The 23973-nt window shown below is 66.3% G+C and carries 25 protein-coding genes and 3 tRNA genes; 13 read left to right on the forward strand and 15 right to left on the reverse strand.

Going from position 1 to position 23973, the window contains the following annotated elements; genetic code table 11:
• Positions 1 to 52 precede the first annotated feature (52 nt).
• The 4 genes from FZ983_RS02995 to FZ983_RS03010 all read right to left on the reverse strand — a co-directional run bounded on the left by FZ983_RS02995 (position 53) and on the right by FZ983_RS03010 (position 1775).
• The gene (locus FZ983_RS02995) at positions 53 to 598 is read right to left on the reverse strand and encodes an NADH-quinone oxidoreductase subunit B (RefSeq protein WP_174470176.1); all 546 of its coding nucleotides are present in this window, start codon (positions 596 to 598) and stop codon (positions 53 to 55) included.
• Complete coding sequence (locus FZ983_RS03000) at positions 589 to 957, reverse strand: NADH-quinone oxidoreductase subunit A (protein WP_014248419.1); 369 nt, start codon at positions 955 to 957, stop codon at positions 589 to 591. The genes FZ983_RS02995 and FZ983_RS03000 overlap by 10 nt, the downstream gene beginning before the upstream one ends.
• A gap of 314 nt (positions 958 to 1271) precedes the next feature.
• A tRNA-Asp gene (locus FZ983_RS03005) sits at positions 1272 to 1348 on the reverse strand.
• A 199-nt stretch (positions 1349 to 1547) separates the two neighbouring features.
• Positions 1548 to 1775 carry a hypothetical protein gene (locus tag FZ983_RS03010; protein WP_149222112.1) on the reverse strand — a complete coding sequence of 76 codons (228 nt, stop codon included), beginning with the start codon at positions 1773 to 1775 and terminating at the stop codon, positions 1548 to 1550.
• A 166-nt stretch (positions 1776 to 1941) separates the two neighbouring features.
• Between FZ983_RS03010 and FZ983_RS03015 the strand changes: the two genes are divergently transcribed.
• Positions 1942 to 2229, forward strand: a complete 288-nt coding sequence (locus FZ983_RS03015) for a hypothetical protein (RefSeq protein ID WP_247883544.1) — start codon at positions 1942 to 1944, stop codon at positions 2227 to 2229.
• A gap of 123 nt (positions 2230 to 2352) precedes the next feature.
• Positions 2353 to 2769 (forward strand): hypothetical protein, encoded by a 417-nt coding sequence (locus FZ983_RS03020; protein ID WP_247883545.1) that lies wholly within the window; start codon positions 2353 to 2355, stop codon positions 2767 to 2769.
• 22 nt (positions 2770 to 2791) lie between these two features.
• On the opposite strand, the gene FZ983_RS03025 is transcribed toward FZ983_RS03020, so the two are convergent.
• The gene (locus FZ983_RS03025) at positions 2792 to 3250 is read right to left on the reverse strand and encodes a hypothetical protein (RefSeq protein ID WP_149222113.1); all 459 of its coding nucleotides are present in this window, start codon (positions 3248 to 3250) and stop codon (positions 2792 to 2794) included.
• A 167-nt stretch (positions 3251 to 3417) separates the two neighbouring features.
• Between FZ983_RS03025 and FZ983_RS03030 the strand changes: the two genes are divergently transcribed.
• Entirely contained in the window at positions 3418 to 4071 is a 654-nt protein-coding gene (locus tag FZ983_RS03030) for a DsbA family oxidoreductase (protein ID WP_014248426.1), read from the forward strand.
• A gap of 55 nt (positions 4072 to 4126) precedes the next feature.
• Here the strand turns inward: FZ983_RS03030 and FZ983_RS03035 are convergent, their stop codons facing one another.
• The gene (locus tag FZ983_RS03035; protein WP_149222114.1) at positions 4127 to 6064 is read right to left on the reverse strand and encodes a propionyl-CoA synthetase; all 1938 of its coding nucleotides are present in this window, start codon (positions 6062 to 6064) and stop codon (positions 4127 to 4129) included.
• 186 nt (positions 6065 to 6250) lie between these two features.
• The gene (locus FZ983_RS03040; RefSeq protein WP_149222115.1) at positions 6251 to 6718 is read right to left on the reverse strand and encodes a DUF3574 domain-containing protein; all 468 of its coding nucleotides are present in this window, start codon (positions 6716 to 6718) and stop codon (positions 6251 to 6253) included.
• 105 nt (positions 6719 to 6823) lie between these two features.
• Here FZ983_RS03040 and FZ983_RS03045 point away from each other — a divergent pair, with 105 nt between their 5' ends.
• Positions 6824 to 7180, forward strand: coding sequence for a hypothetical protein (locus FZ983_RS03045; RefSeq protein WP_149222116.1), 357 nt, complete (start codon positions 6824 to 6826; stop codon positions 7178 to 7180).
• On the opposite strand, the gene FZ983_RS03050 is transcribed toward FZ983_RS03045, so the two are convergent.
• The gene (locus FZ983_RS03050; RefSeq protein ID WP_149222117.1) at positions 7177 to 7830 is read right to left on the reverse strand and encodes a LysE/ArgO family amino acid transporter; all 654 of its coding nucleotides are present in this window, start codon (positions 7828 to 7830) and stop codon (positions 7177 to 7179) included. The two genes, FZ983_RS03045 and FZ983_RS03050, sit on opposite strands and share 4 nt — an antisense overlap.
• A 96-nt stretch (positions 7831 to 7926) precedes the next feature.
• Here FZ983_RS03050 and FZ983_RS03055 point away from each other — a divergent pair, with 96 nt between their 5' ends.
• The 3 genes from FZ983_RS03055 to FZ983_RS03065 all read left to right on the forward strand — a co-directional run bounded on the left by FZ983_RS03055 (position 7927) and on the right by FZ983_RS03065 (position 11220).
• On the forward strand, positions 7927 to 8829 hold the full coding sequence (locus FZ983_RS03055) for a LysR family transcriptional regulator ArgP (protein WP_149222118.1): 903 nt from the start codon (positions 7927 to 7929) through the stop codon (positions 8827 to 8829).
• A gap of 60 nt (positions 8830 to 8889) precedes the next feature.
• Positions 8890 to 10704 (forward strand): M3 family oligoendopeptidase, encoded by a 1815-nt coding sequence (locus FZ983_RS03060; protein ID WP_149222119.1) that lies wholly within the window; start codon positions 8890 to 8892, stop codon positions 10702 to 10704.
• A 105-nt stretch (positions 10705 to 10809) separates the two neighbouring features.
• Positions 10810 to 11220: a hemerythrin family protein gene (locus tag FZ983_RS03065; RefSeq protein WP_149222120.1), complete on the forward strand. Its 411-nt coding sequence runs from the start codon at positions 10810 to 10812 to the stop codon at positions 11218 to 11220.
• A 253-nt stretch (positions 11221 to 11473) separates the two neighbouring features.
• Here the strand turns inward: FZ983_RS03065 and FZ983_RS03070 are convergent.
• Positions 11474 to 11549: transfer RNA gene (locus tag FZ983_RS03070), tRNA-Lys, on the reverse strand.
• Between the two features lie 23 nt (positions 11550 to 11572).
• Positions 11573 to 11648 (reverse strand) — tRNA-Lys (locus tag FZ983_RS03075).
• Between the two features lie 227 nt (positions 11649 to 11875).
• Here FZ983_RS03075 and FZ983_RS03080 point away from each other — a divergent pair.
• Entirely contained in the window at positions 11876 to 13405 is a 1530-nt protein-coding gene (locus tag FZ983_RS03080; RefSeq protein ID WP_149222121.1) for a class I SAM-dependent methyltransferase, read from the forward strand.
• A gap of 40 nt (positions 13406 to 13445) precedes the next feature.
• On the opposite strand, the gene hisE is transcribed toward FZ983_RS03080, so the two are convergent.
• Together hisE and phoU are read right to left on the reverse strand one after the other, a co-directional pair.
• Positions 13446 to 13772, reverse strand: a complete 327-nt coding sequence (hisE, locus tag FZ983_RS03085) for a phosphoribosyl-ATP diphosphatase (RefSeq protein ID WP_149222122.1) — start codon at positions 13770 to 13772, stop codon at positions 13446 to 13448.
• A 151-nt stretch (positions 13773 to 13923) separates the two neighbouring features.
• A complete protein-coding gene (phoU, locus tag FZ983_RS03090) occupies positions 13924 to 14631 on the reverse strand; it encodes a phosphate signaling complex protein PhoU (RefSeq protein ID WP_149222123.1) in 708 nt (235 codons plus the stop codon).
• Positions 14632 to 14838: 207 nt separating this feature from the next.
• On the opposite strand from phoU, the gene FZ983_RS03095 reads away from it, so the two are divergent.
• The 5 genes from FZ983_RS03095 to mrdA all read left to right on the forward strand — a co-directional run bounded on the left by FZ983_RS03095 (position 14839) and on the right by mrdA (position 20205).
• The gene (locus FZ983_RS03095) at positions 14839 to 15375 is read left to right on the forward strand and encodes a TIGR00645 family protein (protein WP_348771039.1); all 537 of its coding nucleotides are present in this window, start codon (positions 14839 to 14841) and stop codon (positions 15373 to 15375) included.
• Positions 15376 to 15745: 370 nt separating this feature from the next.
• A complete protein-coding gene (locus FZ983_RS03100) occupies positions 15746 to 16786 on the forward strand; it encodes a rod shape-determining protein (RefSeq protein WP_012974729.1) in 1041 nt (346 codons plus the stop codon).
• A 95-nt stretch (positions 16787 to 16881) separates the two neighbouring features.
• On the forward strand, positions 16882 to 17751 hold the full coding sequence (gene mreC, locus FZ983_RS03105) for a rod shape-determining protein MreC (protein ID WP_149222125.1): 870 nt from the start codon (positions 16882 to 16884) through the stop codon (positions 17749 to 17751).
• Positions 17752 to 17788: 37 nt separating this feature from the next.
• A complete protein-coding gene (gene mreD, locus FZ983_RS03110) occupies positions 17789 to 18301 on the forward strand; it encodes a rod shape-determining protein MreD (protein WP_149222126.1) in 513 nt (170 codons plus the stop codon).
• 17 nt (positions 18302 to 18318) lie between these two features.
• On the forward strand, positions 18319 to 20205 hold the full coding sequence (mrdA, locus tag FZ983_RS03115) for a penicillin-binding protein 2 (RefSeq protein ID WP_149222127.1): 1887 nt from the start codon (positions 18319 to 18321) through the stop codon (positions 20203 to 20205).
• A 94-nt stretch (positions 20206 to 20299) separates the two neighbouring features.
• Here the strand turns inward: mrdA and ilvC are convergent, their stop codons facing one another.
• The 3 genes from ilvC to FZ983_RS03130 all read right to left on the reverse strand — a co-directional run bounded on the left by ilvC (position 20300) and on the right by FZ983_RS03130 (position 23809).
• Positions 20300 to 21319 carry a ketol-acid reductoisomerase gene (gene ilvC / locus FZ983_RS03120; protein WP_014248441.1) on the reverse strand — a complete coding sequence of 340 codons (1020 nt, stop codon included), beginning with the start codon at positions 21317 to 21319 and terminating at the stop codon, positions 20300 to 20302.
• Between the two features lie 183 nt (positions 21320 to 21502).
• The gene (gene ilvN / locus FZ983_RS03125; protein ID WP_149222128.1) at positions 21503 to 22009 is read right to left on the reverse strand and encodes an acetolactate synthase small subunit; all 507 of its coding nucleotides are present in this window, start codon (positions 22007 to 22009) and stop codon (positions 21503 to 21505) included.
• A 36-nt stretch (positions 22010 to 22045) separates the two neighbouring features.
• On the reverse strand, positions 22046 to 23809 hold the full coding sequence (locus tag FZ983_RS03130; protein WP_149222129.1) for an acetolactate synthase 3 large subunit: 1764 nt from the start codon (positions 23807 to 23809) through the stop codon (positions 22046 to 22048).
• Positions 23810 to 23973: the final 164 nt, after the last annotated feature.

Below are 23973 nucleotides of genomic sequence, written 5' to 3' on the forward strand. Positions count from 1 at the left end.
GTTCGTCCCGCCCGGCAGCGGCATGGCTGCGGGCGGGAACGGTACGCCGTGGTCAGCGGGCGATGCGGTTGCCGCGCTTGATCTTCTTCTGGAGCTGGAGGATGCCGTAGATCAGCGCCTCCGCCGTCGGCGGGCAGCCGGGCACATAGATGTCGACCGGAACGATCCGGTCGCAGCCACGAACCACGGCGTAGGAATAGTGATAATAACCGCCGCCGTTGGCGCAGGACCCCATGGAGATCACCCAGCGCGGCTCCGGCATCTGGTCGTAGACCTTGCGGAGCGCGGGGGCCATCTTATTGGTCAGGGTGCCGGCGACGATCATGCAGTCGGACTGGCGCGGGCTGGGACGCGGGATCACGCCGAAGCGGTCCAGGTCATACCGGCTCATATAGGCGTGGATCATCTCCACCGCGCAGCAGGCCAGACCGAAGGTCATCGGCCACAGCGAGCCGGTCCGGGCCCAGGCCAGCAGGTCCTCGTACTTCGCCAGCACGAAGCCCTTGTCCTGGATCTCGTCGGAGACCGCGCGGATGTAGGCGTCCTGTTCCGGTCCGGGCGGAATCGGCGCCAGCGGCTTGGCGACCTCTACTCCCATTCCAGAGCTCCTTTCTTCCACTCATAAATGAAGCCGATGGTCAGGATGCCCAGGAACAGCATCATCGACCAGAAGCCGAACAGCCCGATATCGCCGAGGGCGATCGCCCACGGGAACAGGAAGGCGACTTCCAGGTCGAAGATGATGAACAGGATCGAGACCAGGTAGAACCGCACGTCGAACTTGGTGCGCGCGTCCTCGAACGGCTCGAAGCCGCATTCGTAGGGGGAGACCTTCTCGGCGTCCGGGTTCTTCGGGCTGATGACGTAGGATGCACCAACCATCACCGCGGCCAGCGCGATGCCGATCAGCAGAAACACCAGGATCGGAAGATACTCAATGATCAGCGGAGTCGACACCGCGTTCCTCCCATAAGCCCACGACCACGGGCGCCGTTCCAGCCGGAAATCGGCGGAAGCGCAAAGCCGTGGCAGCCATGCCTTGGATTAGCCCATCAGACGGGCCGGAATATATGCCGAGACCGTGGGCAAGGAAAGCGCTTTGAATCGCTTTTCACTACGCGGAAGGACAAGCCGGTCCCTGCGGTAGATCCTGGTAATACCACGTTTTTAAAAACGGGCAAAGGAAAGACTATTCGCATGCGAAAAAGGACCCGCGATCTGCGAGTCCTTGGGCCATACTGGCGAACGTCAGAGATTTTTCAAAAGGAAAGTGGCGCGAGTGACGGGACTTGAACCCGCGGCCTCCGGCGTGACAGGCCGGCGCTCTAACCAACTGAGCTACACCCGCGCTGAGCGACTTGGTTCGAACACCATCCAATTGCAAAGCCAAAGCTTTGAACTGACTGCTGTTTTCACCGGGACCGTTGAGGCCCCCCGTCGTTCGGTGGGCGGTTTGTAGTCGCCCGGGAGGCCGCCTGTCAATCACCAAATTGCAAAAAATTAATGTCGGGCCGGTCGCTCGGGTCCTGGCCGTCGCCCCACCCTGTTCAAGGCAGTTGATGCGCTTCCCGGCGCAGAGCCTCCAGGCGGTCGAAGGCCTGGATCATGCCGGCCGACAGTTCCCGGTGGTCGACGGCATCGGGTCCGCCGAAACGGGTCAGTGTTTCTTCCAGGGCCCGGGCGAGATGTTCGGCGACGTCCAGGTGCTTTTGTTCCAGCGCCAGTTCGAGAGCGGCGAGGATGCGGTCGCCGAGCCGCCGATCGTTCGAAGTCATGCGTTTCCCCAGCCCGTGGATTTCTGCGGCCGGCCATCGGCCGGCCTTGTTTCGGTTGCCATTGCAGGATAGCAGTTTCGCCGCGGCGGAGCGGTGGGAATCGCACGCTGCGACATTTCGGTGGCACCTCTTCCGATTCGGTCGCTCGCCATGCGATAGTGCGGCCATGCCGTTCCATGCTTCATCCTGCCGCAGTCTCGTCGCCCTTCTGCTGACCGCCGGCCTCGTCATGGCGGCGGAACCGGCGCCGGCCGCCTCCAATGTCTCCGCCGCGCAGGCGGAGGCCAAGGAGATCGCCAAGTCCATGGGCAACTGCACCCCGGCCAAGGTCGAGGTGCTGCGCTATACCGTCGGACGCGAGGGATCGACGACCTTCAAGATCGGCTGCAGCGAGGACAAGGATGCCTTCGTCGTCGTGCAGTGCCGGTCGCGCATCTGTGCGCTGGCGCGCTGAGAGCCGCAAGGACGAGCCGCATGAGTGAATTCACCGCTTGTTAACCGCGGTCGCGCGCAATTGCGGAATACGGCGGACCATAAGCGGTGCGCGCATGGCAGCAGGGGCCGGATGACGATGGGCATGGGACGGACTGTGTCGGTGCGGGGTTGGCTGGCCATTGCCGTGGCAGGGCCGGTGATGGCGTTGGCCGGCTGCACCTCCCCGCTCGGGCTGGCGGCGGCCGGCGCTGATGTGGTGACGCTGAACGCCACCAAGAAGACCATCGGCGATCATCTGGTGTCGGCCGCGACCGGCCGCGACTGTTCGATCATCAGCTTCGAGCAGAGCGGCGACTATTGCCCGGACAAGGTGGAGATCGACCGCTCGCGGGTCTATTGCTACCGCACGCTGGCCGATGTCGAGTGCCACCACATTCCCGATCCCTACCGCAACGGCAACACGGCGCTCGCCAGCCCGCCGCCTGAGATCCGGACGGTGCCGCGCAGGAAGAGCTGGTTCGACGACGCCACGCCCTATACGGCGAACAACGGGACCTGAACGTTCGGTTTTTCCGCGCCGTTCAGCGCACCTTCTTGGCGACGAAGGCCTTGGCGATCGCCATCATCGCCTTCTCGTGCGTCGGTCCGCCGGCCGGTGCATCGTGAACGACAGCCCCCTTGGCAGCCGCCGCAGCCTTGCCGGCGGGGGCGCCGCGCTGGGGAACCGGATCTCCCGAATCGCGGCCCAACTGGTTCAACAGGTTTTCAAGCGCATCGCGGCTGAGGCCGGAAGCGGACGGCCGCCCTCCCCCTGCCCCGCCGCCCGCCGCCGGACGCGCGGCTGCGCTCCGGCTGGGCGGACGGCCGGCACGCTCGATGGCGGCCGCGGCGATGGCCTTCAGGAAGGGCTGGGCGATCCCTCGCAGCAGGTCGGGGTCCTCGACGGCCCAGGCCATCAGAATCTTCTGCGCGTTCATCCGGCTGCCCTTGGCCGCCAGGATCGCTTCGCGGACCTTGCCGTCGACGTAGGAATTGCTCATCGGGAATCGTCCACCGGGATATGTCCGCCAGCCGCTTTGGGACCGCGAGAACCACGGAGGACTGTCGGTCCAACTCGGTTAACAAACGGTTGCAGAGCCCTTTGCACATTCCGGAAGGAATGGAAGAAGCGGTTGCCGCGGAACCGGGAGGCGCGGATAGTGGCGGGATGCTGATCGAAACCTTCGCCGACCTGATCTGCCCCTGGTGCTACATCGGCAAGCGCCGGCTCGACCGGGCGCTGATGCAGCGGCCCGGCCTGCGCCCGGAACTCCGCTGGCAGCCGTTCCAGCTGAACCCGGATATGCCGCGGGGCGGGATGTCGCGCGACGATTATCTGGCCGCGAAGTTCGGCGGCGGGGAGCGCGCCCGGCAGATTCACCGGGTGGTCGAGGACACGGCGGCACGGGACGGGCTGCCGCTGGCGCTCGACCGCATTCAGCGCACGCCCAACAGCTTCGACGCGCACCGGCTGGTCCGAATCGCCGGGCGCCACGGGCTGGGCAACGCGATGGCCGATGCGCTGTTCGCCGCCTATTTCGTCGAGGGCGTGGACATCGGCGACCGGGACGCGCTGGCCAGCGTCGCCGCCGGGTTGGGCATGGATTTCGCCGAGACGCGGCGCCAGTTGTCCACCGACGCCGAATCGGCTTCCGTGCATGCCGCCGACGCGCTGGCCCGCCAGATGGGACTGCAGGCGGTGCCCTGCTACATCTTCAACCGCCGCTACGCTCTGTCCGGCGCGCAGGAGCCGGCAAGTTTTCTGCCGCTGCTAGACCTCGGCAGCGAAGAGCCGGAGAATTTGTCGGTCGTGTCCGGCTGACACAGCCTAATGAGAAAGGGCGGCCCGAGAGCCGCCCTTTTCCCTGTCCGCCCGATCAGGCCGGCGTGCTGCTGGTCTTGGCATAGCCCAGCGTCTTCAGCGCATCGGCGATCTCCGGCAGAATGCCCGGATCGTCGATGGTCGCCGGCATCTTGTAGTCCTGGCTGTCGGCGATCTTCTGCATGGTGCCGCGCAGGATCTTGCCGGACCGCGTCTTCGGCAGGCGGTCGACCACCAGGGCGCGCTTGAAGTCGGCGACCGGGCCGATCTGCTCGCGCACCAGCTGAACGACCTCCTTGACGATCTCCTCGTGCGGACGGGTGACGCCTGCCTTCAGGCAGACGAAGCCCAACGGCACTTGGCCCTTCAGGTCGTCGGCCACACCGATCACCGCGCATTCGGCGACGTCCTTGTGGCTCGACAGCACCTCCTCCATGGCGCCGGTGGACAGGCGGTGGCCGGCGACGTTGATGATGTCGTCGGTGCGGGCCATGACGTAGACATAGCCGTCATCGTCGATGAAGCCGGCGTCGCCGGTCTGATAATAGCCCGGGTAATCAGCGAGGTAGGACTTCTTGAAGCGCTCGTCGGCGTTCCACAGCGTCGGCAGCGTGCCCGGAGGCAGCGGCAGCTTGACGCAGATGGCGCCGATATCGCCGCGCGGAACCTCCTTCAGCTCGGCGTTCAGCACCCGCACGTCCCAGCCCGGCATCGGGCGGGTGGCGGAGCCGTACTTGATCGGGAACAGGTGGACGCCCAGCGGATTGCCCGAAATCGCCCAGCCGGTCTCGGTCTGCCACCAGTGGTCGATGACCGGAACGTTCAGATTGTCCTCGGCCCAGTGCAGCGTGTCGGGGTCCGACCGCTCGCCGGCCAGGAACAGGGCGCGGAAGTGCGACAGGTCGTACTTCTTCAGGTAATTGGCGTCCGGATCCTCGCGCTTGATGGCGCGGAAGGCGGTGGGCGCGGTGAACAGCGTGCCAACCTTGTGCTGCTCGATCACGCGCCAGAAGGTGCCCGGATCGGGGGTGCCGACCGGCTTGCCTTCGAACACAACGGTGGTGCAGCCGGTCAGCAGCGGCGCATAGACTATGTAGGAGTGGCCGACGACCCAGCCCACATCCGACGCCGCCCAATAAACCTCGCCGGGCTTGACGTTGTAGATGTTGGTCATGGTCCAGCGCAGCGCCACCGCATGGCCGCCATTGTCGCGCACCACGCCCTTGGGCTGCCCGGTCGTGCCGGAGGTGTAGAGAATATAGAGCGGGTCGGTGGCCTTGACGGGCACGCATTCCGCCGGCTCGGCCTTCGCCACGGCCTCCATCCAGTCGACGTCGCGGCCGGCGACGAGGGCCGCGGTCTCCTGCGGGCGCTGATAGACGATGACGCTGCTGGGCTTGTGGGCCGACTGTTCGATGGCGGAGTCCAGCATCGGCTTGTACTTGACGATGCGGTTCGGCTCGATGCCGCAGGAGGCCGAGACGATTGCCTTCGGCTTGGCGTCGTCGATGCGGGTCGCCAGTTCGTGCGGGGCGAAGCCGCCGAACACCACCGAATGCACGGCGCCCAGACGGGCGCAGGCCAGCATGGCGACGACCGACTGCGGGATCATCGGCATGTAGAGGAGGACGCGGTCGCCCTTCTCCACGCCCTGGGCGCGCAGCGCGCCGGCGAAGCGGGCGACCTGATCCTGCAGCTCGGCATAGGTGATGGTCTGGACGGTCTGGGTGACCGGGCTGTCATAGATGATCGCCGCCTGCGCGCCGCGACCCGCCTCCACATGGCGATCGACCGCGTTGTAGCAGGTGTTCAGCTCCCCACCGGTGAACCAGCGGTAGAAGGGCGCGTTGCTGTCGTCCAGCACCTTGTCCCACGGCTTGAACCAGGAAATGTCCTTCGCCGCCTCGCCCCAGAACCCGGTGGGGTCCGACAGGGAACGGGCATGCATCTGGTCGAAAAGCTCTGCAGTCGTGGTGCTGGCGGTCGGGCTCATGGCAGGGCGTCCCTCGTTCTATTTTGGTACTATTCGGTGCGCATTTCCTCTCGGCCGCGAAACGATCAGTTCCGCCGCCTCCACAATCTGCGACAAAAGCATAAGTGCTGGCAAATGTCAGAAGGTCGGGGGTGCGGCGAGCTGTCGCATTCCCCGTTCGTGAAACGCCGTTCCGAAACTTGGAATTCAAAAGGAAACGCAAACCGGCCTTATGGCGAGTCCGACCGACTGCTGGTGGAATCGCTCCTTGTACGATTCGACGATTTCGCGGATGAGCGACAGCGTCGCCGGTCCACCTTCGGCCAGCAGGGTCAACACCTTGCTCGGCTCCCGGATCAGCCGGCCGGTCTCGCTGTCCCGCCAATGGCCGGAGGCGTCGATGACGGTCAGGCCGTTGGGAAAGCGCGGCGTAACCTCTCCATCCAGGAAATCGGCCCAGTCGCGGTCGCTGACGCCCACGTCCGCCCCGATGTTGCGGCCGAAGAACAGATGCGCCTCGATCATCGGGGCGGCGGAATAGGCCTCGCACGCCAGCAGCGGCGCGGCCGGAGCGAAGGCGGGTTGAGCGGAGGGGGGCGCCAGCTGTGCCGCGGCCGGCGCGCTCAGCAACAGGAGCGGAAGAAGAACGGACGGCAGAGTCGGGACGGGACGCATCGGCGATTCTCCGTTCGGGCGCCAGACGGCGCGTAAAGTCAGGCGGGTGGCGTGCGGATCAGCGATGCTCTGGTCAGGACGCCCCCGGACCGTTATGCATGGATCATGGCCACCGATCCACCCATCACCGGGATTCGCCCGATCCTGACCGTCGTCCACGGCAACGGCGAGCGCCTGATCGTGGCCCGTCTCACCAATCTCGGCGGCGGCAGCCAGTCCAACCGCTTCGTCCTGCGCCGCGCCGACTTCCGCGCACCCTGGGAACAGCCGGAGAAGGGCTATTTCGGCTATGCCGAGGTCGCCCGCGCGCTGGACGCCAACGGCTGGCGCGGCTGCAGCATCGAAGCGATGGCGACCACCGACCTGGAGGAACGCCGCGCCCGCCAGCTCGCCCGCAAGAAGCTGCACCTGCAATGCGTCGAGGCGGCGATCCGGCGGGCGCAGGAGGGGGAGCACGCTTAGGCTCCGGCCTCCCCCATCAGCAATCCGGCCGCAATCGCCCACATCACCAGGGCGATGACGCCGTCCATCACCCGCCAGGACGCCGGCCGGGCGAACAGCGGGCGCAGCAGGCGGGCGCCATAGCCGAGCCCGAAGAAGAACAGGAAGGACGCCGTCATCGCCCCCAGCGCGAAGGCCTCCCGCGCCTCGGCGAAGCGGGCGGAAACGGAGCCGACCAGCACCACCGTGTCTAGATAGACATGCGGGTTCAGCCAGGTCAGCGCCAGACAGGTCAGCAGCGCCGGCAGCAGCCCCGCCGGCTCCCGCTCCGCCGGGGTCAGCCCGGTTCCGCTGCGCAGGGCGGATCGGGCGCTGCGCAGCCCATAGACCAGCAGGAACGCCGCGCCGGCATAACGCATCAGCGGCTCCAGCCACGGCCAGCGCGCGCCGGCCGTGGCGAACCCGCTGACGCCGATCAGGATCAGCACCGCGTCGGACAGGGCGCAGGTGGCGCAGATCGCCAGCACATGCTCGTTGCGCAGTCCCTGACGCAGCACGAAGGCATTCTGCGCCCCGATGGCGACGATCAGGCTGAATCCCAGGAACAGGCCCGGCAGGAAGGCGGTGAGCAGAGCGGAGGAAAACAGGGAGGCGGCAAAGGGGTCGGTCATGGCGCGGTTCCGGAGTCGGTGGATGCCAATCCGCTACCATCGGACCGCCCTTTGCCCTACTTAACACTCCTTGCCCCGATTAAGCGGAGCTAATCCATGTTGGACTATCCGCTGCTGGCGGCACTGGCCGCCGTGATCCGCACCGGCAGCTTCGAACGCGCCGCCCAGCAGTTGCACGTCACGCCCTCGGCGGTGTCGCAGCGGGTCAAGCTGCTGGAGGAAAGGCTGGGCAGCGTCCTGGTGGTGCGCGGCCAGCCCTGCACCGGGACGGCCGCCGGCCAGCGCCTGTGCCAGCATGTGGAGCAGGTTGCCCTGCTGGAAAGCGAACTGCGCGGCGCCCTGCCCGGCCTGATCCCGGCGGAGGGGCCGACCACCCTGCGCATCGCGGTGAACGCCGACAGCCTCGCCACCTGGTTCGTCGCGGCGATGGCCGAACTGCCCGATTGCCTGTTCGATCTGGTGCTGGACGACCAGGACCACAGCGCCGAATGGCTGCGCAAGGGCGAGGTGCTGGCCGCCGTCACCGCCAGCGCGGCACCGGTCCCCGGCTGCAACAGCCATCCGCTGGGCGCGCTGCGCTACCGCGCAACTGCAAGCCCCGACTGCATGCGCCGCCACTTCCCGGACGGCGTGACGGCCGATTCGCTGTCCCGCGCGCCCTGCCTGACCTTCAACCGCAAGGACCGGCTGCAGGCGCAATGGCTGCGGACAGTGCTTGGCGACCTGGAACCGGCGCAGGTCCCGACTCCGCCCACCCATTGGCTTCCCTCCACCCACGCCTTCGTCGACGGGGCGCTGGCCGGGCTGGGATGGGGGATGAATCCCGACCCGCTGGTGGCCGACCATCTCGCCGCCGGCCGGCTGGTGGAGCTGGTGCCGGGCCGGCCGCTGGATGTGCCGCTCCATTGGCAGCAGAGCCGCATCGCCGGAACGGCGCTGGCCGAGCTGTCGGGTGCCGTGCTGCGCGCCGGCCGGCGGGTGTTGCATGGCCCCGCATGAGGACTTTGCCCGCGGCGCGTGCGCGCTTATATGGATCCAACCAATCTCTGGAGGGATTCGATGACCAGCAGCGCCGCCACGGCCGCAAACGACACCCCCGAACTGGGTGCGCTTCCCACCTGGGACCTGAGCGACCTCTATCCCGGCATGGACTCGCCGGAACTGAAGGCCGACCTCGACCGGATGGAGCGGGAGTGCAAGGCCTTCCGCGAACGCTACGCCGGCAAGCTGGCCACGCTGAAGGGCGACGAACTGGCCGCCGCGATCCGCAGCTATGAGGGCATCGACGAGACGCTATCGCGCGTCATGTCCTATGCCGGGCTGGTCTACAACGGCAACATGATCGACCCGACCATCGCCAAGTTCTACCAGTCGGCGCAGGAGCGGGTGAACGACATCTCCGCCCACCTGATCTTCTTCACCCTGGAGATCAACCGGCTGGACGAGGCCGATCTGGCGGCCAAGCAGAAGGCATCGTCGTCGCTTCGCCATTACGAGCCGTGGCTGCGCGATGTCCGCCTTTACCGCGACCACCAGCTGTCCGACGAGATCGAGCGGCTGCTGCACGAAAAGCATGTCGTCGGCCGCGCCGCCTGGAACCGCCTGTTTGACGAAACCATCGCCAGCCTGCGCTTCCCCATGGGCGGCAAGGAACTGACCTGTGCGGAGGCGCTGAACCGTCTGTCCGACCGCAACCCCGCCATCCGCCGCGAGGCCGGCGAAGTGGTCGGCAAGGTGCTGGGCGAGAATGCGCGGCTGTTCGCGCTGGTCACCAACACGCTGGCTAAGGACAAGGAGATCGAGGACGACTGGCGCAATTATCCGACGCCGACCTCCGCCCGCAACCTGTCCAACAGGGTCGAGGACGAGGTGGTCGACGCGCTGGTCTCCGCCGTCAAGGGCGCCTATCCGGACCTGTCCCACCGCTATTACGCGATGAAGGCCAAGTGGTTCGGCCAGGACCATCTGGACTATTGGGACCGCAACGCCCCCCTGCCGGAGGATGCCGACCGCAGCATCCCGTGGGAAGAGGCGCGCGACATCGTGCTCGGCGCCTATGGCCGCTTCTCTCCTGACCTCGCCGGTTTGGGCAAGCGCTTCTTCGACAATCCCTGGATCGACGCCCCGGTCCGTCCCGGCAAGGCGCCGGGCGCCTTCGCCCACCCGACCGTGCCCAGCGTCCACCCCTATCTGCTTGTCAACTACCAGGGCAAGACCCGCGACGTGATGACGCTGGCCCATGAGCTGGGCCATGGCGTCCACCAGATCCTGGCCGGCAAGCAGGGGCATTTCCTGTCCGACACCCCGCTGACCCTGGCGGAAACGGCGTCGGTGTTCGGCGAGATGCTGACCTTCCGCGCCCTGCTGGCGGCGGAGACCGACCCCAAGCGCCGCCGCATCATGCTGGCCGGCAAGGTCGAGGACATGCTGAACACGGTGGTGCGCCAGATCGCCTTCTTCGATTTCGAACGCCGCGTCCACACCGAACGGCGCGAGGGCGAGTTGACGTCCGACCGCATCGGCGAGATCTGGATGGCGGTGCAGACCGAAAGCCTCGGCCCGGCGTTGCGCTTCGACGAGGGATACCGGCACTACTGGTCCTACATCCCCCACTTCATCCATTCGCCCTTCTACGTCTACGCCTATGCCTTCGGCGACTGTCTGGTGAACTCGCTCTATGCGGTCTACCAGGATGCGGAGAAGGGTTTCGCCGAGAAGTATCTGGCGATGCTGTCGGCCGGCGGTACGTTGCGCCACAAGGAACTGCTGGCTCCCTTCGGGCTGGATGCCTCCGACCCGGCCTTCTGGCAGAAGGGCCTCGGCGTCATCCGCGGCTTCATCGACGAGTTGGAGGCCGGGGAGGCAAAGGGCTGACGATTCGGGTGTCTTGACCGCCGTCAAGAGACCATGGCGGCAGTGCGGGTATGGTGGCCTTCGGAGCGTCGTCTCCGAAGGCCATCTTTTTTGGAAGCGAACATCATGCTTGCGACCACCCTGCACGCCGCCGCCGCCACCAGCGATGTCCCCTTGCTCGGCTATGCGGTCATGGACCGCGACCATGTCGATTCCGTCGCCCTGCTGCAGGCCGCCTGCGATGCCCCGGCCGGTGAACTCCGGGCTCCCTTCGCCGCCTTCGCCAAGCATCTGCGCGAGCATTTCGCCCGCGAGAACGCGCTGATGACGCAGCACGGCTTCTTCGCCCTGCATTGCCACAAGGATGAGCACGCCCGCGTCCTGAACGTGGTCGGAACGATGGAAGCGGAGTTGGCGGAGGGCAAGGAGGACCGCGCCCGCCTGTACGTCACCGAGCATTTCCCCGACTGGTTCCACACCCATCTGGCGACGATGGACCGGGTGACCGCGGATTTCCTGGCTCAGGCGGAGGGGTAAGGGTTCGGGGCCGGGTTGCCCCCTTCCCATCCCTCCCCCGCCCTCGGCCGGCCAAAGGCCGGTCCGATCACGGGAGAGGGGGGCAGGATGCTTGTCGGCGTAAAGTAACCGCGAAAGCGGCGGAGTTCCCTCTCCCACCGAAGGTGGGGGAGGGTTAGGGAGGGGGCATCACACGAGACGCAACACCACTCCCAAACAAAACCCCAGAAACTGGAAAGGGGCCGGAACCTGCTCGGTTCCAGCCCCTTATGGATGGTGGGCGCACAAGGACTCGAACCTTGGACCCGCTGATTAAGAGTCAGCTGCTCTACCAACTGAGCTATGCGCCCATCCGTAGGAAATGTTCAAGAGATGGTGGGCGCACAAGGACTCGAACCTTGGACCCGCTGATTAAGAGTCAGCTGCTCTACCAACTGAGCTATGCGCCCATCTCTTGCTGCGGCGAACTTGGCTGAAACAGCCGACTGTTCATCGCCCCGGCCAAGCCGTTGTCCCGGCCGGTGTGGCGCGGTTTATAGCGAAGGGCTTTTGGCCTGTCGATAGCAAAATCGCACCCCATGTGAATTTTTTGGCGCGCGCTTTTCGGTGGCCGAGTTCCACCCCCGGCAGCTACACCGGCGCTGTCGACAATGGGCATCGAAACGGGAGATCGGAGATGGGCGGCTGGACGGAAGGCTATGTCGGCGGCATCGACTATATCCGCGCCGTCTATCGCGACTGGTCGCCGGCCCTGCTCAGCTTCGCCCTGACGCTGCGCGGCTGGCGTCCGCCCGAGGTGCTGCGCCGTGGCAGCTTCACCATGGCGGAACCGGGATGCGGCCATGGGCTGACCAGCGCGCTGCTGGCCGGTGCCCACCCGGCGGCGCGGTTCGAGGCGATGGACTTCAACCCCTCCCACATCGCCGGCGTCCGTCGGCTGGCCGACGATGCCGGGCTCGACAATGCCGACTTCCTGGAGGAGAGCTTCGCCGACTATGCCCGGCGCGAGGGGCCGATGCTGGACGTGGTCGCCCTGCACGGCGTCTGGTCCTGGGTAAGCGCCGAGAACCGGGCGATCCTGCTCGACACGCTGCGCCGCCGACTGGCACCGGGTGGCGTTGTGTTCGTCAGCTACAACGCCCTCCCCGGCACGTTAGCCCATATGCCGTTGCGCCGCCTGCTGGTGGAGCGCTGCGCCGACGGCGATGGCCCCCTGCCCGACCGCATCGCGCGGGCGGTCGAGTTCGCCTCGCGGATGGCCGCCCGGGGCGGCGGCTGGTTCGGCGCCACCGACGGCGTGGTAGAGCGGATCGAACAGCTGCGCCACAAGTCGCCGAACTACATCGCCCACGAATATCTGAACGGCGACTGGACGGCCTTCTACCACGCCGACGTGGCGCGTGAGTTAGTGGCCGCCAAGCTGGAGTTCGCCGGCGCCGCCGTGCCGATGGAGCAGTTGCACGACCTCAGCCTGTCCCCCGCGCAGCAGGCGCTGGCGGATGAGGCGCGCGATCCGGCCCAGGCCGAGACCCTGCGCGACGTGATGACCAACCGCAGCTTCCGCCGCGACCTGTTCGTGAAGGGCGGCGAGCGGCTGGGACCGGCCGAGCGGCGCACGCTGTTGGGTGAGACCCGGTTCGCGCTGTTGGTGGCCGCCGACGATTTGCCGGAAGTCGCCTCCACCCCCGTCGGCCGCCTGCCCTTCCCGCAAGCGCTCTACCAGCCGCTGGGGGAGGCGCTGGCCGAGGGGCCGCGGAGCCTCGACGCGCTACTCGCCCGGCCGGCTTTGGCGACGCAAGGGGAGGAAGCCGTGCTGCGCGCGCTGGTCCTGCTGACCAGCCTGTCGCTGGCCGCGCCGGTCATGCCCGAAGACGGATTTGCGGAACGTAAAGCTTCGAGCGAGCGCTTCAACGCCGTGGTTCTGGAGCGCCACCGCTTTGGCGATACGCCGGGGCAGCTCGCCTCCCCGCTGCTGGGCGCCGGGGTGCCGGTATCGCGGATCGAGGCGCTGTTCCTGCTGGCCGCCCGGCTGGGTGAGGACCCCGCAGCCTTCGCCTGGCGCCATCTGTCCGCCGACGGAATCACGCTTGGCCGCGACGGCGAGCCGTGCGAGGGGGATGAGGCCAGCCGGGCTGAACTGACGCGCCGGCATGCGGCTTTCGTGCAGCGGCGGCTGCCGTTGCTGGAGGGGGTGGGAGCGGCTTGAGGACAGGAGGTGTCGACGTCGGTGTCTCCGACAGCCCCGCTCAACGCTCGGCGACCACCTTCGGCAGTTTCTCGGCGATGCCGTAAAGCGCTTCGCGCCGGCGGATTTCGGCAAACACGTCGTCCGGGTGGATGTTCAGCGTCGCCCAGAGGACCGACAGGTTGTAAAGCAGGTCGGCACTTTCGTTGATGACCCCCTGGCGATCCTCGTTCATGGCATCCAGCGCAACCTCGACCGCTTCCTCGCCCACCTTCTTGGCGATCTTCTTCGGACCGGCGGCGATCAGACGGGCGGTCTTGGACTGCGCCGGGTCCATTTGCTGGCGGTCGAGGATGGCGGCATAGAGGCGGATCAGGTCGTCGGTCATCAGGGAGGGTTTGTCTCGTCTGCGGGTGGGAACGGCATCCCGTTAACGTGATCGCTCCGCAACGGAAATGCTATCCCCCATCGGCCCGGTTCCAGGCCGAACGATCGCCTTATGCCTTGCGGTGACGCCCCCTTGTCTCGGATCGGGGGCCTCAACTCACCGGATCATAGGAATGGTCGGCCTTCGGACGCTCGTCCAGCAGGGTCTGGCCGGTGCTGACGAAATGCACGACCTCGGCGATGTTGGTGGCGTGGTCGCCGATGCGCTCCAGGTTCTTCGCGATCATCATCAGATGCATATGCGCCATGAACTGGTCCGGTGCCGCCAGGGCGGACCGTTCCACCTCCGCAACGAGGCTGGTGTAGAGCGCGTCCACCTCATCGTCGGTGCGCCAGATGCGCAGTGCCGCCTCGCTGTCGCTGTCGACATAGGCGTCGACCACGGCGCTGAGCCGCTCGCGCACCAGCCGGCCGAGCTGCGGCAGGCCCGACAGCGAGGCCGATTCCGCAAGGCTGAAGATGGCGACCGCGCGCTTGGCGGTGTTGGCGGCATGGTCGCCAATGCGCTCCAGGTTGCCGGCGATCTTCAGCGCCGCCACGACCTCACGCAGGTCGTCGGCCACCGGCTGGCGCAGCGCCAGCAGGCGCATGCAGTGCGCTTCGATGTCATGCTCGAACGAGTCGAGTCGCGCATCCGACTCGACGATTTCCCGCGCCAGATCGGGGTTGCGCTGGGCCAGGCAGGTCAATGCCTGGTCGATCTGCGTCTCCGCAGCGCCGGCCATCTGCACGATGGCGGATTTCATCCGCTTCAGCGCGTCCTCGAACGCGGACACGATGTGCGGAGCGGAGGTCTTCATGGTCGGCAAACCCTTCCCGGCGGTCTCATCCAAAGCCGCGACCATAGCGCCTCGACGTTACGGTACGATGACAATGTCTATGACGAACGGAGGTTCCGCCCCCTCGGCACGACGAATGAAATGCCCGGTTGATTTTGCGGCGCAGCATTGCGACACCTCTGCCGTCTCCACGACTTCCCTAATCAACGACGTGCCGAACCCGCCATGATCGAACGCCGCTTTGAACAGATCATCTTCGCCAGCCGCTGGCTGCTCGCCCCCTTCTATCTCGGGCTCGTGGTCTCGCTGGCAGCCCTGCTGGTGAAGTTCACCCAGGAAATCCTGCACATCATTCCGCATGTGCTGGACATGAGCGAGAAGGACGTGCTGCTGGCCGTGCTGACGCTGATCGACCTGTCCTTCGCCGGAAATCTTCTGCTGATGGTGATCTTCGCCGGCTATGAGAACTTCGTCTCGAAGATCGACGTGGCCAATCACGAAGATCGTCCGGATTGGATGGGCAAGGTCGATTTCGGCGGGCTGAAGCTGAAGCTGATCGCCTCCATCGTCGCCATTTCCGGCATTCATCTGCTGAAGGCCTTCATGAATTTGTCCCAGACCTCGCAGGAGGAACTGATGTGGCTGGTGATCATCCACATGACCTTCGTGGTGTCGGGCGTTCTGCTGGCCTGCATGGACCGGCTGGAGGGACACCACGCCCATTCGGCAAAGCCGACGGCCAAGCCCGAGGCCGGGCATCACTGACCACCCCGCCGGACAGGCGGGCAATTGCCCATTGCGGCACAACATGGTTCGGACTAGACACTGAACCGCCACACCGGCCGAATGGCTATCGGCGGATCGGGACGGCATTTACCGCAAGGGCCGACCTCAAGAGTTCGGCCGTTGACGGAAAATTAACCCTGATCCGCCAGTTTTGCCTTCACCAGACACCGCAAGAGGCGGCGGGCACCGGCCAACCGGAACCTGCTTTCGCGACACGGGTCAGGCCTGCCGGGCGCACTCTCCGCTTGAGCGTGCGGACGCATTCGACTATGGAACCGTCGGCGGGCATGCTATGCCAGTCGCCGCCGGCTCGGCCGTCTCAACCGCTTTGATAGAGTTCGTCAGCTCCATGCTCTCCAAACTGCTGGGCGTTCTGTCCGCCGACATGGCGATCGATCTGGGGACGGCCAACACCCTGGTCTATGTCAAGGGCCGCGGCATCGTCCTGAACGAACCGTCCGTCGTCGCCATCGCCAATGTGCGCGGCAAGAAGCAGGTCCTCGCCGTCGGTGACGAGGCGAAGATGATGCTCGGCCGAACCCCCGGCAACATCCAGGCCATCCGGCCGCTTCGCGACGGCGTCATCGCCGACTTCGAAGTCGCGGAGGAAATGATCAAGCATTTCATCCGCAAGGTTCACAACCGCCGCAGCTTCGCCAGCCCGCAGGTCATTATCTGCGTGCCGTCGGGCTCGACCGCGGTGGAGCGCCGGGCGATCCAGGAATCGGCGGAGGCCGCAGGCGCCCGCCGCGTCTTCCTGATCGAGGAGCCGATGGCCGCCGCGATCGGCGCCGGGCTTCCGGTGACGGAACCGACGGGCTCGATGGTCGTCGACATCGGCGGCGGCACCACCGAGGTGGCCGTGCTGTCGCTGGGCGGCATCGTCTATTCGCGGTCGGTCCGCGTCGGCGGCGACAAGATGGACGAGGCCATCATCGGCTACATCCGCCGCAGCCACAATCTGCTGGTCGGCGAAGGCTCGGCCGAGCGGATCAAGAAGGAAATCGGCTCCGCCTGCCCGCCCGAGGACGGCGAGGGCCGCATCCTCGAGATCAAGGGCCGCGACCTGATGAACGGCGTGCCCAAGGAACTGATCATCTCCGAACGGCAGATCGCCGAGTCGCTGGCCGAACCCGTTTCGGCCATCGTCGAGGCGGTGAAGGTGGCGCTGGAACACACCGCTCCGGAACTGGCCGCCGACATCGTCGACAAGGGCATCGTGCTGACCGGCGGCGGCGCCCTGCTGGGCAACCTGGACTTCGTCCTGCGCCACGCCACCGGCCTGCCGGTGTCGATCGCCGACGATCCCCTCTCCTGCGTGGCGCTCGGCACCGGCCGCGCGCTGGAGGAGATGAAGACGCTGCGAAACGTCTTGGTCAGCGCTTACTGATTGGTGTATCCCTGATTGGAAGGCCTCCGGTCCACTGCCCAACTCCCGGGCGGTAAGGGCCGGAGACGGACCGCGTATCTGGACGGGAATTTCCTGTGAAGTCACGCTCATCCGGCTCCGTCATCCGCCTTGCCGCGCCTTTGCGGGCCCTCGCGCAGCGTTTCTCCTTCCTCCTGCTTGTCCTTGCCTCCATCGCGTTGATGATGGTCGGCAAGATCGAATCCGTGTCGGTGGACAGCGCCCGCGCCCGCGTGACCGACGCCTTCGCCCCGATCCTCGACGCCATCTCCCGCCCCGCAGCGACCGCGGCGCGCGTGGTCGAGTCGGTGGTCGAGCTTGAGAACGCCTTCGACGAGAACCAGCGCCTGAAGGCCGAGAACGCCAGGCTTCTGCAGTGGAAGCAGGCGGCTTTGCGGCTGGAGGCGGAAAACAGCAGCCTGCGCAGCCTGCTGCGCGTCCGTCCGGACCCCTCTCTCACCTACATCGCCGCCCGCGTCATCGCGACCCCCGGCAGTTCCTTCGTCCGCACGCTGGTGGTGACCGCCGGCAAGCGCGACGGGGTGCGCAAGGGACAGGCTGCGCTGGCCGGCGCCGGTCTGGTCGGCCGGGTGATCGAAGTCGGCGAATGGTCGTCCCGCATCCTGCTGCTGACCGACATCAACGCCCGTGTCCCGGTGGTCCTGGCCAACACGCGCCAGCGCGCCATCCTGGCCGGGGACAATTCCGACCAGGCCAAGCTTCTCTATCTGCCGCCGGAATCGCCGATCCAGGTGGGCGAGCAGGTGGTGACCTCGGGTGACGGCGGCCTGTTCCCGTCCGGCCTGCCGGTCGGCGTGGTGACCGCGGTCAGCGAGCGCGGCGTGCGTGTGTTGCCCAGCGCCGACCTGTCGCGGATCGAACATTTGCGCCTGGTGGATTTCGGGTTGCCCGGCACCGACCTGGACCCGTCGCCGGAGTGGAAGTGAGCCGGTCCGACAGCGCCCCGGCGGGAAGGCCGCCGGTATGACGGCAACTTTCTGGCAACGGGTCGATAAGGCCGGGCGCAATCTGGCGCCCTTCGCCGTTACCGTCATGATGGTACTGGTCGGCATGATTCCGGTGCCGGTGCCGGGCTACGCCCCGGTGGCGCCGAACCTGACGCTGGTTTCGGTCTATTACTGGACGATCCACAGGCCTGACCTGATGCGTCCGGGGGTGGCCTTTCTGATCGGGCTGCTGCAGGATTTCCTGATCGGCGGGCCGCTGGGCGTCAATGCCCTCCTGCTGGTCGTGGCGCAGTGGGCGGTGCTGAACCAGCGCCGGGTTTTCCTGGCCAGCACCTTCGCGTTGCTGTGGTTCGGCTTCACCCTGGTGATGGCCGGGGCCGTGGTTCTGCAATGGCTGGCCTTCACGGCACTGGATGCGGCCGCGCTGTCGATCCTGCCGGCGCTGTTCCAGGGCCTGCTGACGGTGGCGGTGTTTCCTGCGGTGGGCTGGCTGCTGATCCGCGTCCACCGCGCGTTCTTGAACGGGTAAAGGGTCCCGGCGGTTTCATGAGTTCGATCGATCGCGACACCGACCGTTCCCGCCTGCTGGCGCGCCGCGCCCTGGTGCTGGGCGGCATCAAGCTGGCCGGCCTGTCCGCGCTGGTCGGTCGGCTCTATTACCTGCAGGTGGTCGAATCCGCGCGCTACACCATGCTGGCGGAGGAGAACCGCATCAGCCTGCGGCTGATCGCCCCGTCGCGCGGCAACATCGTTGACCGGTTCGGCGTGCCGCTGGCGGTGAACCAGCAGAACTACCGGGTCGTCGTGGTGTCTGAGCGCACCCACAACATCCAGGAGACGCTCGACAAGATTTCCCGCATCGTGCCGCTGACCGACGGCGACCGCCGCCGTGTGATGCGCGAACTGCACCGCAAACGCCGCTTCGTCCCCGTTACTGTGCGCGAGAACCTGACCTGGGAGCAGGTGGCGACGCTGGAGACCAACACCCCCGACCTGCCCGGCGTGGCGATCGAGGTAGGCGAACTGCGCCATTATCCGCAGGCGGAGGCGACCGCCCATATCCTGGGCTATGTCGGCGCGGTGTCGGAAGCGGAGTTGAGCGGCAACAGCGATCCGGTGCTGTCGCTCCCCGGCTTCCGCATCGGCAAGGCCGGCATCGAGAAGCATCACGAGAAGGTTCTGCGGGGCACCGCCGGCACCAGCCAGCTGGAGGTCAACGCGGTCGGCCGCGTCATCCGCGAGCTGTCGCGCGACGAAGGGCAGTCGGGCCGCGAGATTCAGCTGACCATCGACATGGCGCTACAGCGCTTCGTGCAGGAACGCCTGTCGAAGGAGGTCAGCGCGTCGGCGGTGGTGATGGACGTGCATACCGGCGGAATCTATGCGCTCAGCTCCCATCCCAGCTATGATCCCAACCAGTTCACCATGGGCATCAGCGCCGAGTTGTGGGAGGAGCTGCTGTCCAACCAGGCGACGCCGCTGAACAACAAGGCGGTGGTCGGCCAGTATCCGCCGGGCTCCACCTTCAAGATGATGGCGGCTCTGGCGGCTCTCGAATCGGGAATCGTCAGCAGCCGGCACACCGTCTTCTGCCCCGGCCATATGGAACTGGGCGACCATCGTTTTCACTGCTGGAAGCGCGGCGGCCACGGTACGGTCGATTTCGTCGGGGCGCTGCGCCATTCCTGCGACGTGTTCTTCTACGACGTGTCGCGCCGCATCGGCATCGACCGGATCTCCGAGATGTCCAACCGCTTCGGGCTGGGCGCCCGCACCGGCATCGACCTGCCGCACGAGCGCGCCGGGCTGATGCCGTCCATCGCCTGGAAGAAGGCGACCCTGGGCAAGGGCTGGGACATGGGCGAGACTCTGGTCGCCTCCATCGGCCAGGGTTATGTGCTGGCGACGCCGCTGCAACTGGCGGTGATGACCTGCCGGCTGGCGAATGGCGGCTATGCGGTCAAGCCGCATTTGACCAAGCAGATCAAGACCGTCAGCGGCGAACAAACCGCCTGGCCCAGCATCGGCGTGAAGAAGGAGAATCTCGACATCGTGCTGCGCGGCATGAACGAGGTGACCAACGCGCCGAACGGCACCGCCTTCAAGTCGCGCATCACCGAGGTCGGGTACGAGATGGCCGGCAAGACCGGCTCCGCCCAGGTCCGCCGCATCACCATGGCGGAGCGCACCACCGGCGTGAAGAAGAACGAGGATCTGCCCTGGCGCGAACGCGACCACGCCCTGTTCGTCGCCTTCGCGCCCGTCCAGGCGCCGCGCTATGCCTGCGCCGTCTTCGTCGAGCATGGCGGCGGCGGTTCCACCGCGGCGGCGCCGATCGCCCGCGACATCCTGCTGGAAACCCAGAAGCGCGACCCCGGCCGCGCCGCCGTCGCCGAAACCCCGCCGACGAGTTTCAAGGATCCGCGGGGGTAAAGGTTGCCCTCTCCCGCCCCGGGAGAGGGAGCATAAGAAAAGCGCGCCCCCGAAGGGACGCGCTTTCCGGCAAACCGACTTGGCTTTCGCCCGATCAGTTCTTCGACTTGTCGACCAGACGGCGCTCGGCGATCCACGGCATCATGGCGCGCAGCTTCTCGCCGACCTTCTCGATCTCGTGCTCGGCGTTGCGGCGGCGGATCGCCTTGAAGGACGGCTGGCCGGCCTTGCACTCCAGCATCCAGTCGCGGACGAAGCGGCCTTCCTGGATGTCGGTCAGAACGCGCTTCATCTCGGCCTTGGTCTCGGGCGTGATGATGCGCGGGCCGGTGCGGTAGTCGCCGTACTCGGCCGTGTTGGAGATCGAGTAGCGCATGTTGGCCATGCCGCCCTCGTACATCAGGTCGACGATCAGCTTCACTTCGTGCAGGCACTCGAAGTAGGCCATCTCGGGGGCGTAGCCCGCCTCGACCAGCGTCTCGTAGCCGGCCCGGATCAGCTCGGTCAGGCCGCCGCAGAGCACGGCCTGCTCGCCGAACAGGTCGGTCTCGCACTCTTCCTTGAAGGTGGTCTCGATGATGCCGGCGCGGCCGCCGCCATTGGCCGAGGCGTAGGACAGGGCGATGTCCAGCGCGTTGCCCGAGGCGTTCTGGTGAACGGCGACCAGCGACGGCACGCCGCCGCCACGCTGATATTCGCTGCGCACGGTGTGGCCGGGGCCCTTCGGCGCGATCATGAACACGTCGAGGTCGGCGCGCGGCTCGATCAGGTTGAAGTGGACGTTCAGGCCGTGCGCGAAGGCCAGGGCGGCGCCCTGCTTCATGTTCGGGGCCAGATCGTCACGGTACAGGTCGGCCTGCAGTTCGTCCGGGGTCAGAACCATCACGACGTCGGCCCAGGCGGCGGCCTCGGCCGGGGTCATCACGGTGAAGCCGGCGGTCTCGGCCTTCTTGATGGTGGCCGAACCCGGGCGGAGCGCGATCCGCACATCCTTCACGCCGCTGTCACGCAGGTTGTGGGCGTGGGCATGGCCCTGGCTGCCGTAGCCGACGATGACGACCTTCTTGCCCTTGATCAGGTTGACGTCGGCATCACGATCGTAATAGACGCGCATGGAGATGGTTCCTTGAATTCGCAACGAACGAAGACAGAGTGCGTTTCCTGCGGCGGATTACTCCATTGAGCAAAGCCGCCCGTCAAGGGAAACAATCGCTCGATGGAGCGGCAAAATGCAAAGCTTCCTTGCGTTTTTGCCGCCCCAATCTTTCGCAGAATATTTTCTGCGGGTGACGGCGCCTCAGAACGCCGCCGGTCCCTTTGACATGGCGACCACGCCGGTGCGGCTGGCTTCCACAAGGCCGAGCTGGCCCATCAGGCCGACGAAGTCGTCGACCTGCTCGGTGGTGCCGGTCAGCTCGAAGACGAAGCTGCTCAGCGTCGCGTCGACCACCTTGGCCTGGAAGATGTCGGCAAGGCGAAGCGCCTCAATCCGGCGGTCGCCGGTGCCGGCCACCTTGATCAGCGCCAGTTCGCGTTCCACCGACGGCCCTTCGTCGGTCAGGTCATGGACGCGGTGGACCGGAACCAGCCGGCCGAGCTGCGCCTTGATCTGCTCGATGATCATCCGGGTGCCGGAGGTGACCAGCGTGATGCGCGACAGGTGGTCGGCGTTGTTCACCTCCGCCACCGTCAGGCTTTCGATGTTGTAGCCGCGGCCCGAGAACAGCCCGATGACGCGGGCGAGAACGCCCGGCTCGTTGTCCACCAGCACGGCGATGGTGTGCTTTTCGATCGCGTTTTCCATGAGACCCATTCCCCCCGTTCGTTCGTCGTCAGCCGATCAGACCAGCACCATGCCGTCTTCCGGCGTGGCGTCGGACGGGCTGTCGTCCGGACCGAACAGGATTTCGTTGTGGGCCTTGCCGCCCGGAATCATGGGGAAGCAGTTTTCCTTCGGATCGACGGCGATGTCGATGATGCAGGGGCGGTCGGTGACGGCCAGCATCTTTTCGATCACCTGATCGACCTCGGCCACCGTGGTGGCGCGCAGGCCGACGCAGCCCCAGGATTCCGCCAGCTTCACGAAGTCCGGCAGGGCTTCCGAATAGCTCTGGGAATAGCGCGAGCCATGCAGCAGTTCCTGCCACTGGCGCACCATGCCCATATACTGGTTGTTCAGGATGAAGATCTTGACCGGCGCGCGGTACTGCACGGCGGTGCCGATCTCCTGCATGTTCATCAGGAAGCTGGCCTCGCCCGACACGTCCACCACGATGGCGTCGGGGTGGGCGAGCTGCGCGCCGATGGCAGCCGGCAGGCCGTAGCCCATGGTGCCGAGCCCGCCCGAGGTCAGCCAGCGGTTCGGCTGGTCGAAGGGCAGGAACTGGGCGGCCCACATCTGGTGCTGGCCGACTTCCGTCGTGATGTAGTGGTCCTTGCCACGCAGGGCCTCGCGCAGGCGCTCCAGCGCGTATTGCGGCTTGATGACCGATTCGGTGCGGTTGTAGTTCAGACAGTTGCGGGCGCGCCAGCCCTCGATCTTGCCCCACCACTCCTTCAGCGCCGGCTTGTCGGCGCTCTTGGCGCGCGCCTTCCAGATGCGCAGCATGTCTTCCAGCACGGCGCCGCAATCGCCGACGATCGGGATGTCGACCGCGACGTTCTTGTTGATCGAGCTGGGATCGATGTCGACGTGGATCTTCTTGGAGCCCGGCGAGAAGGCCGACAGCTTGCCGGTCACGCGGTCGTCGAAGCGGGCGCCGATGTTGATCATGACGTCGCATTCGTACATGGCGAGGTTCGCCTCGTACGTGCCGTGCATGCCGAGCATGCCCAACCACTGATTGTCCGACGCCGGGAAAGCGCCGAGGCCCATCAGGGTGGAGGTGATCGGAAAACCGGTGGTCTTGACGAACTGGGTCAGCAGCTTGGCCGCGAAGGGGCCGGCGTTGATCACGCCGCCGCCGGTGTAGAAGACGGGCCGCTTGGCGTTGGCGATCAACTCGATCGCCTCTTCGATGCGGGCGATCTCCGCCTTCACCTGCGGACGGTAGGTCTTGTGCTTGACCTCCGCCGGCGGGACGTAGGTGCCGTCGGCGAACTGCACGTCCTTCGGAATGTCGACCAGCACCGGGCCGGGACGGCCGCTGCGCGCGACATAGAAGGCCTCGTGCAGGGTGCGGGCCAGGTTGTCGACGTCCTTCACCAAGTAATTGTGCTTGGTGCAGGGACGGGTGATGCCGGTGGTGTCGGCTTCCTGGAAGGCGTCGTTGCCGATCAGGTGGGTCGGCACCTGCCCCGACAGACAGACGAGCGGAATGCTGTCGCACAGGGCGTCCAGCAGGCCGGTCACCGCGTTGGTGGCCCCGGGGCCGGAGGTCACCAGCACGCAGCCGACCTTGCCGGTCGAGCGCGCATAGCCCTCCGCCGCGTGAACCGCGGCCTGTTCATGGCGTACGAGGACATGTTTCAGGTCGTTCTGCTGGAACAGCGCGTCGTAGATGGGAAGTACGGCGCCGCCGGGATAGCCGAAGATGATGTCAACGCCCTGATCCTTCAGGGCCTTGATGACGATCTGGGCGCCGGTCAGCTTCTGTTCGGACATCGCTCACGACCTTCTCATGTGGGCGCCTCCTCTAGGGCACCCGGTTCCTTGGGAACACCAACCCCGCCGGATGGGCATAGCCGTTCAGAACAACGACTTAGCCCTGATGGCGGGTGCTGGGACCGGCAAATTAGTCAAATCATCCGTCATAGGTCAACCCTATT

The sequence above is a fragment of the Azospirillum sp. B21 genome (assembly GCF_008364825.1).
GTDB lineage: Bacteria > Pseudomonadota > Alphaproteobacteria > Azospirillales > Azospirillaceae > Azospirillum.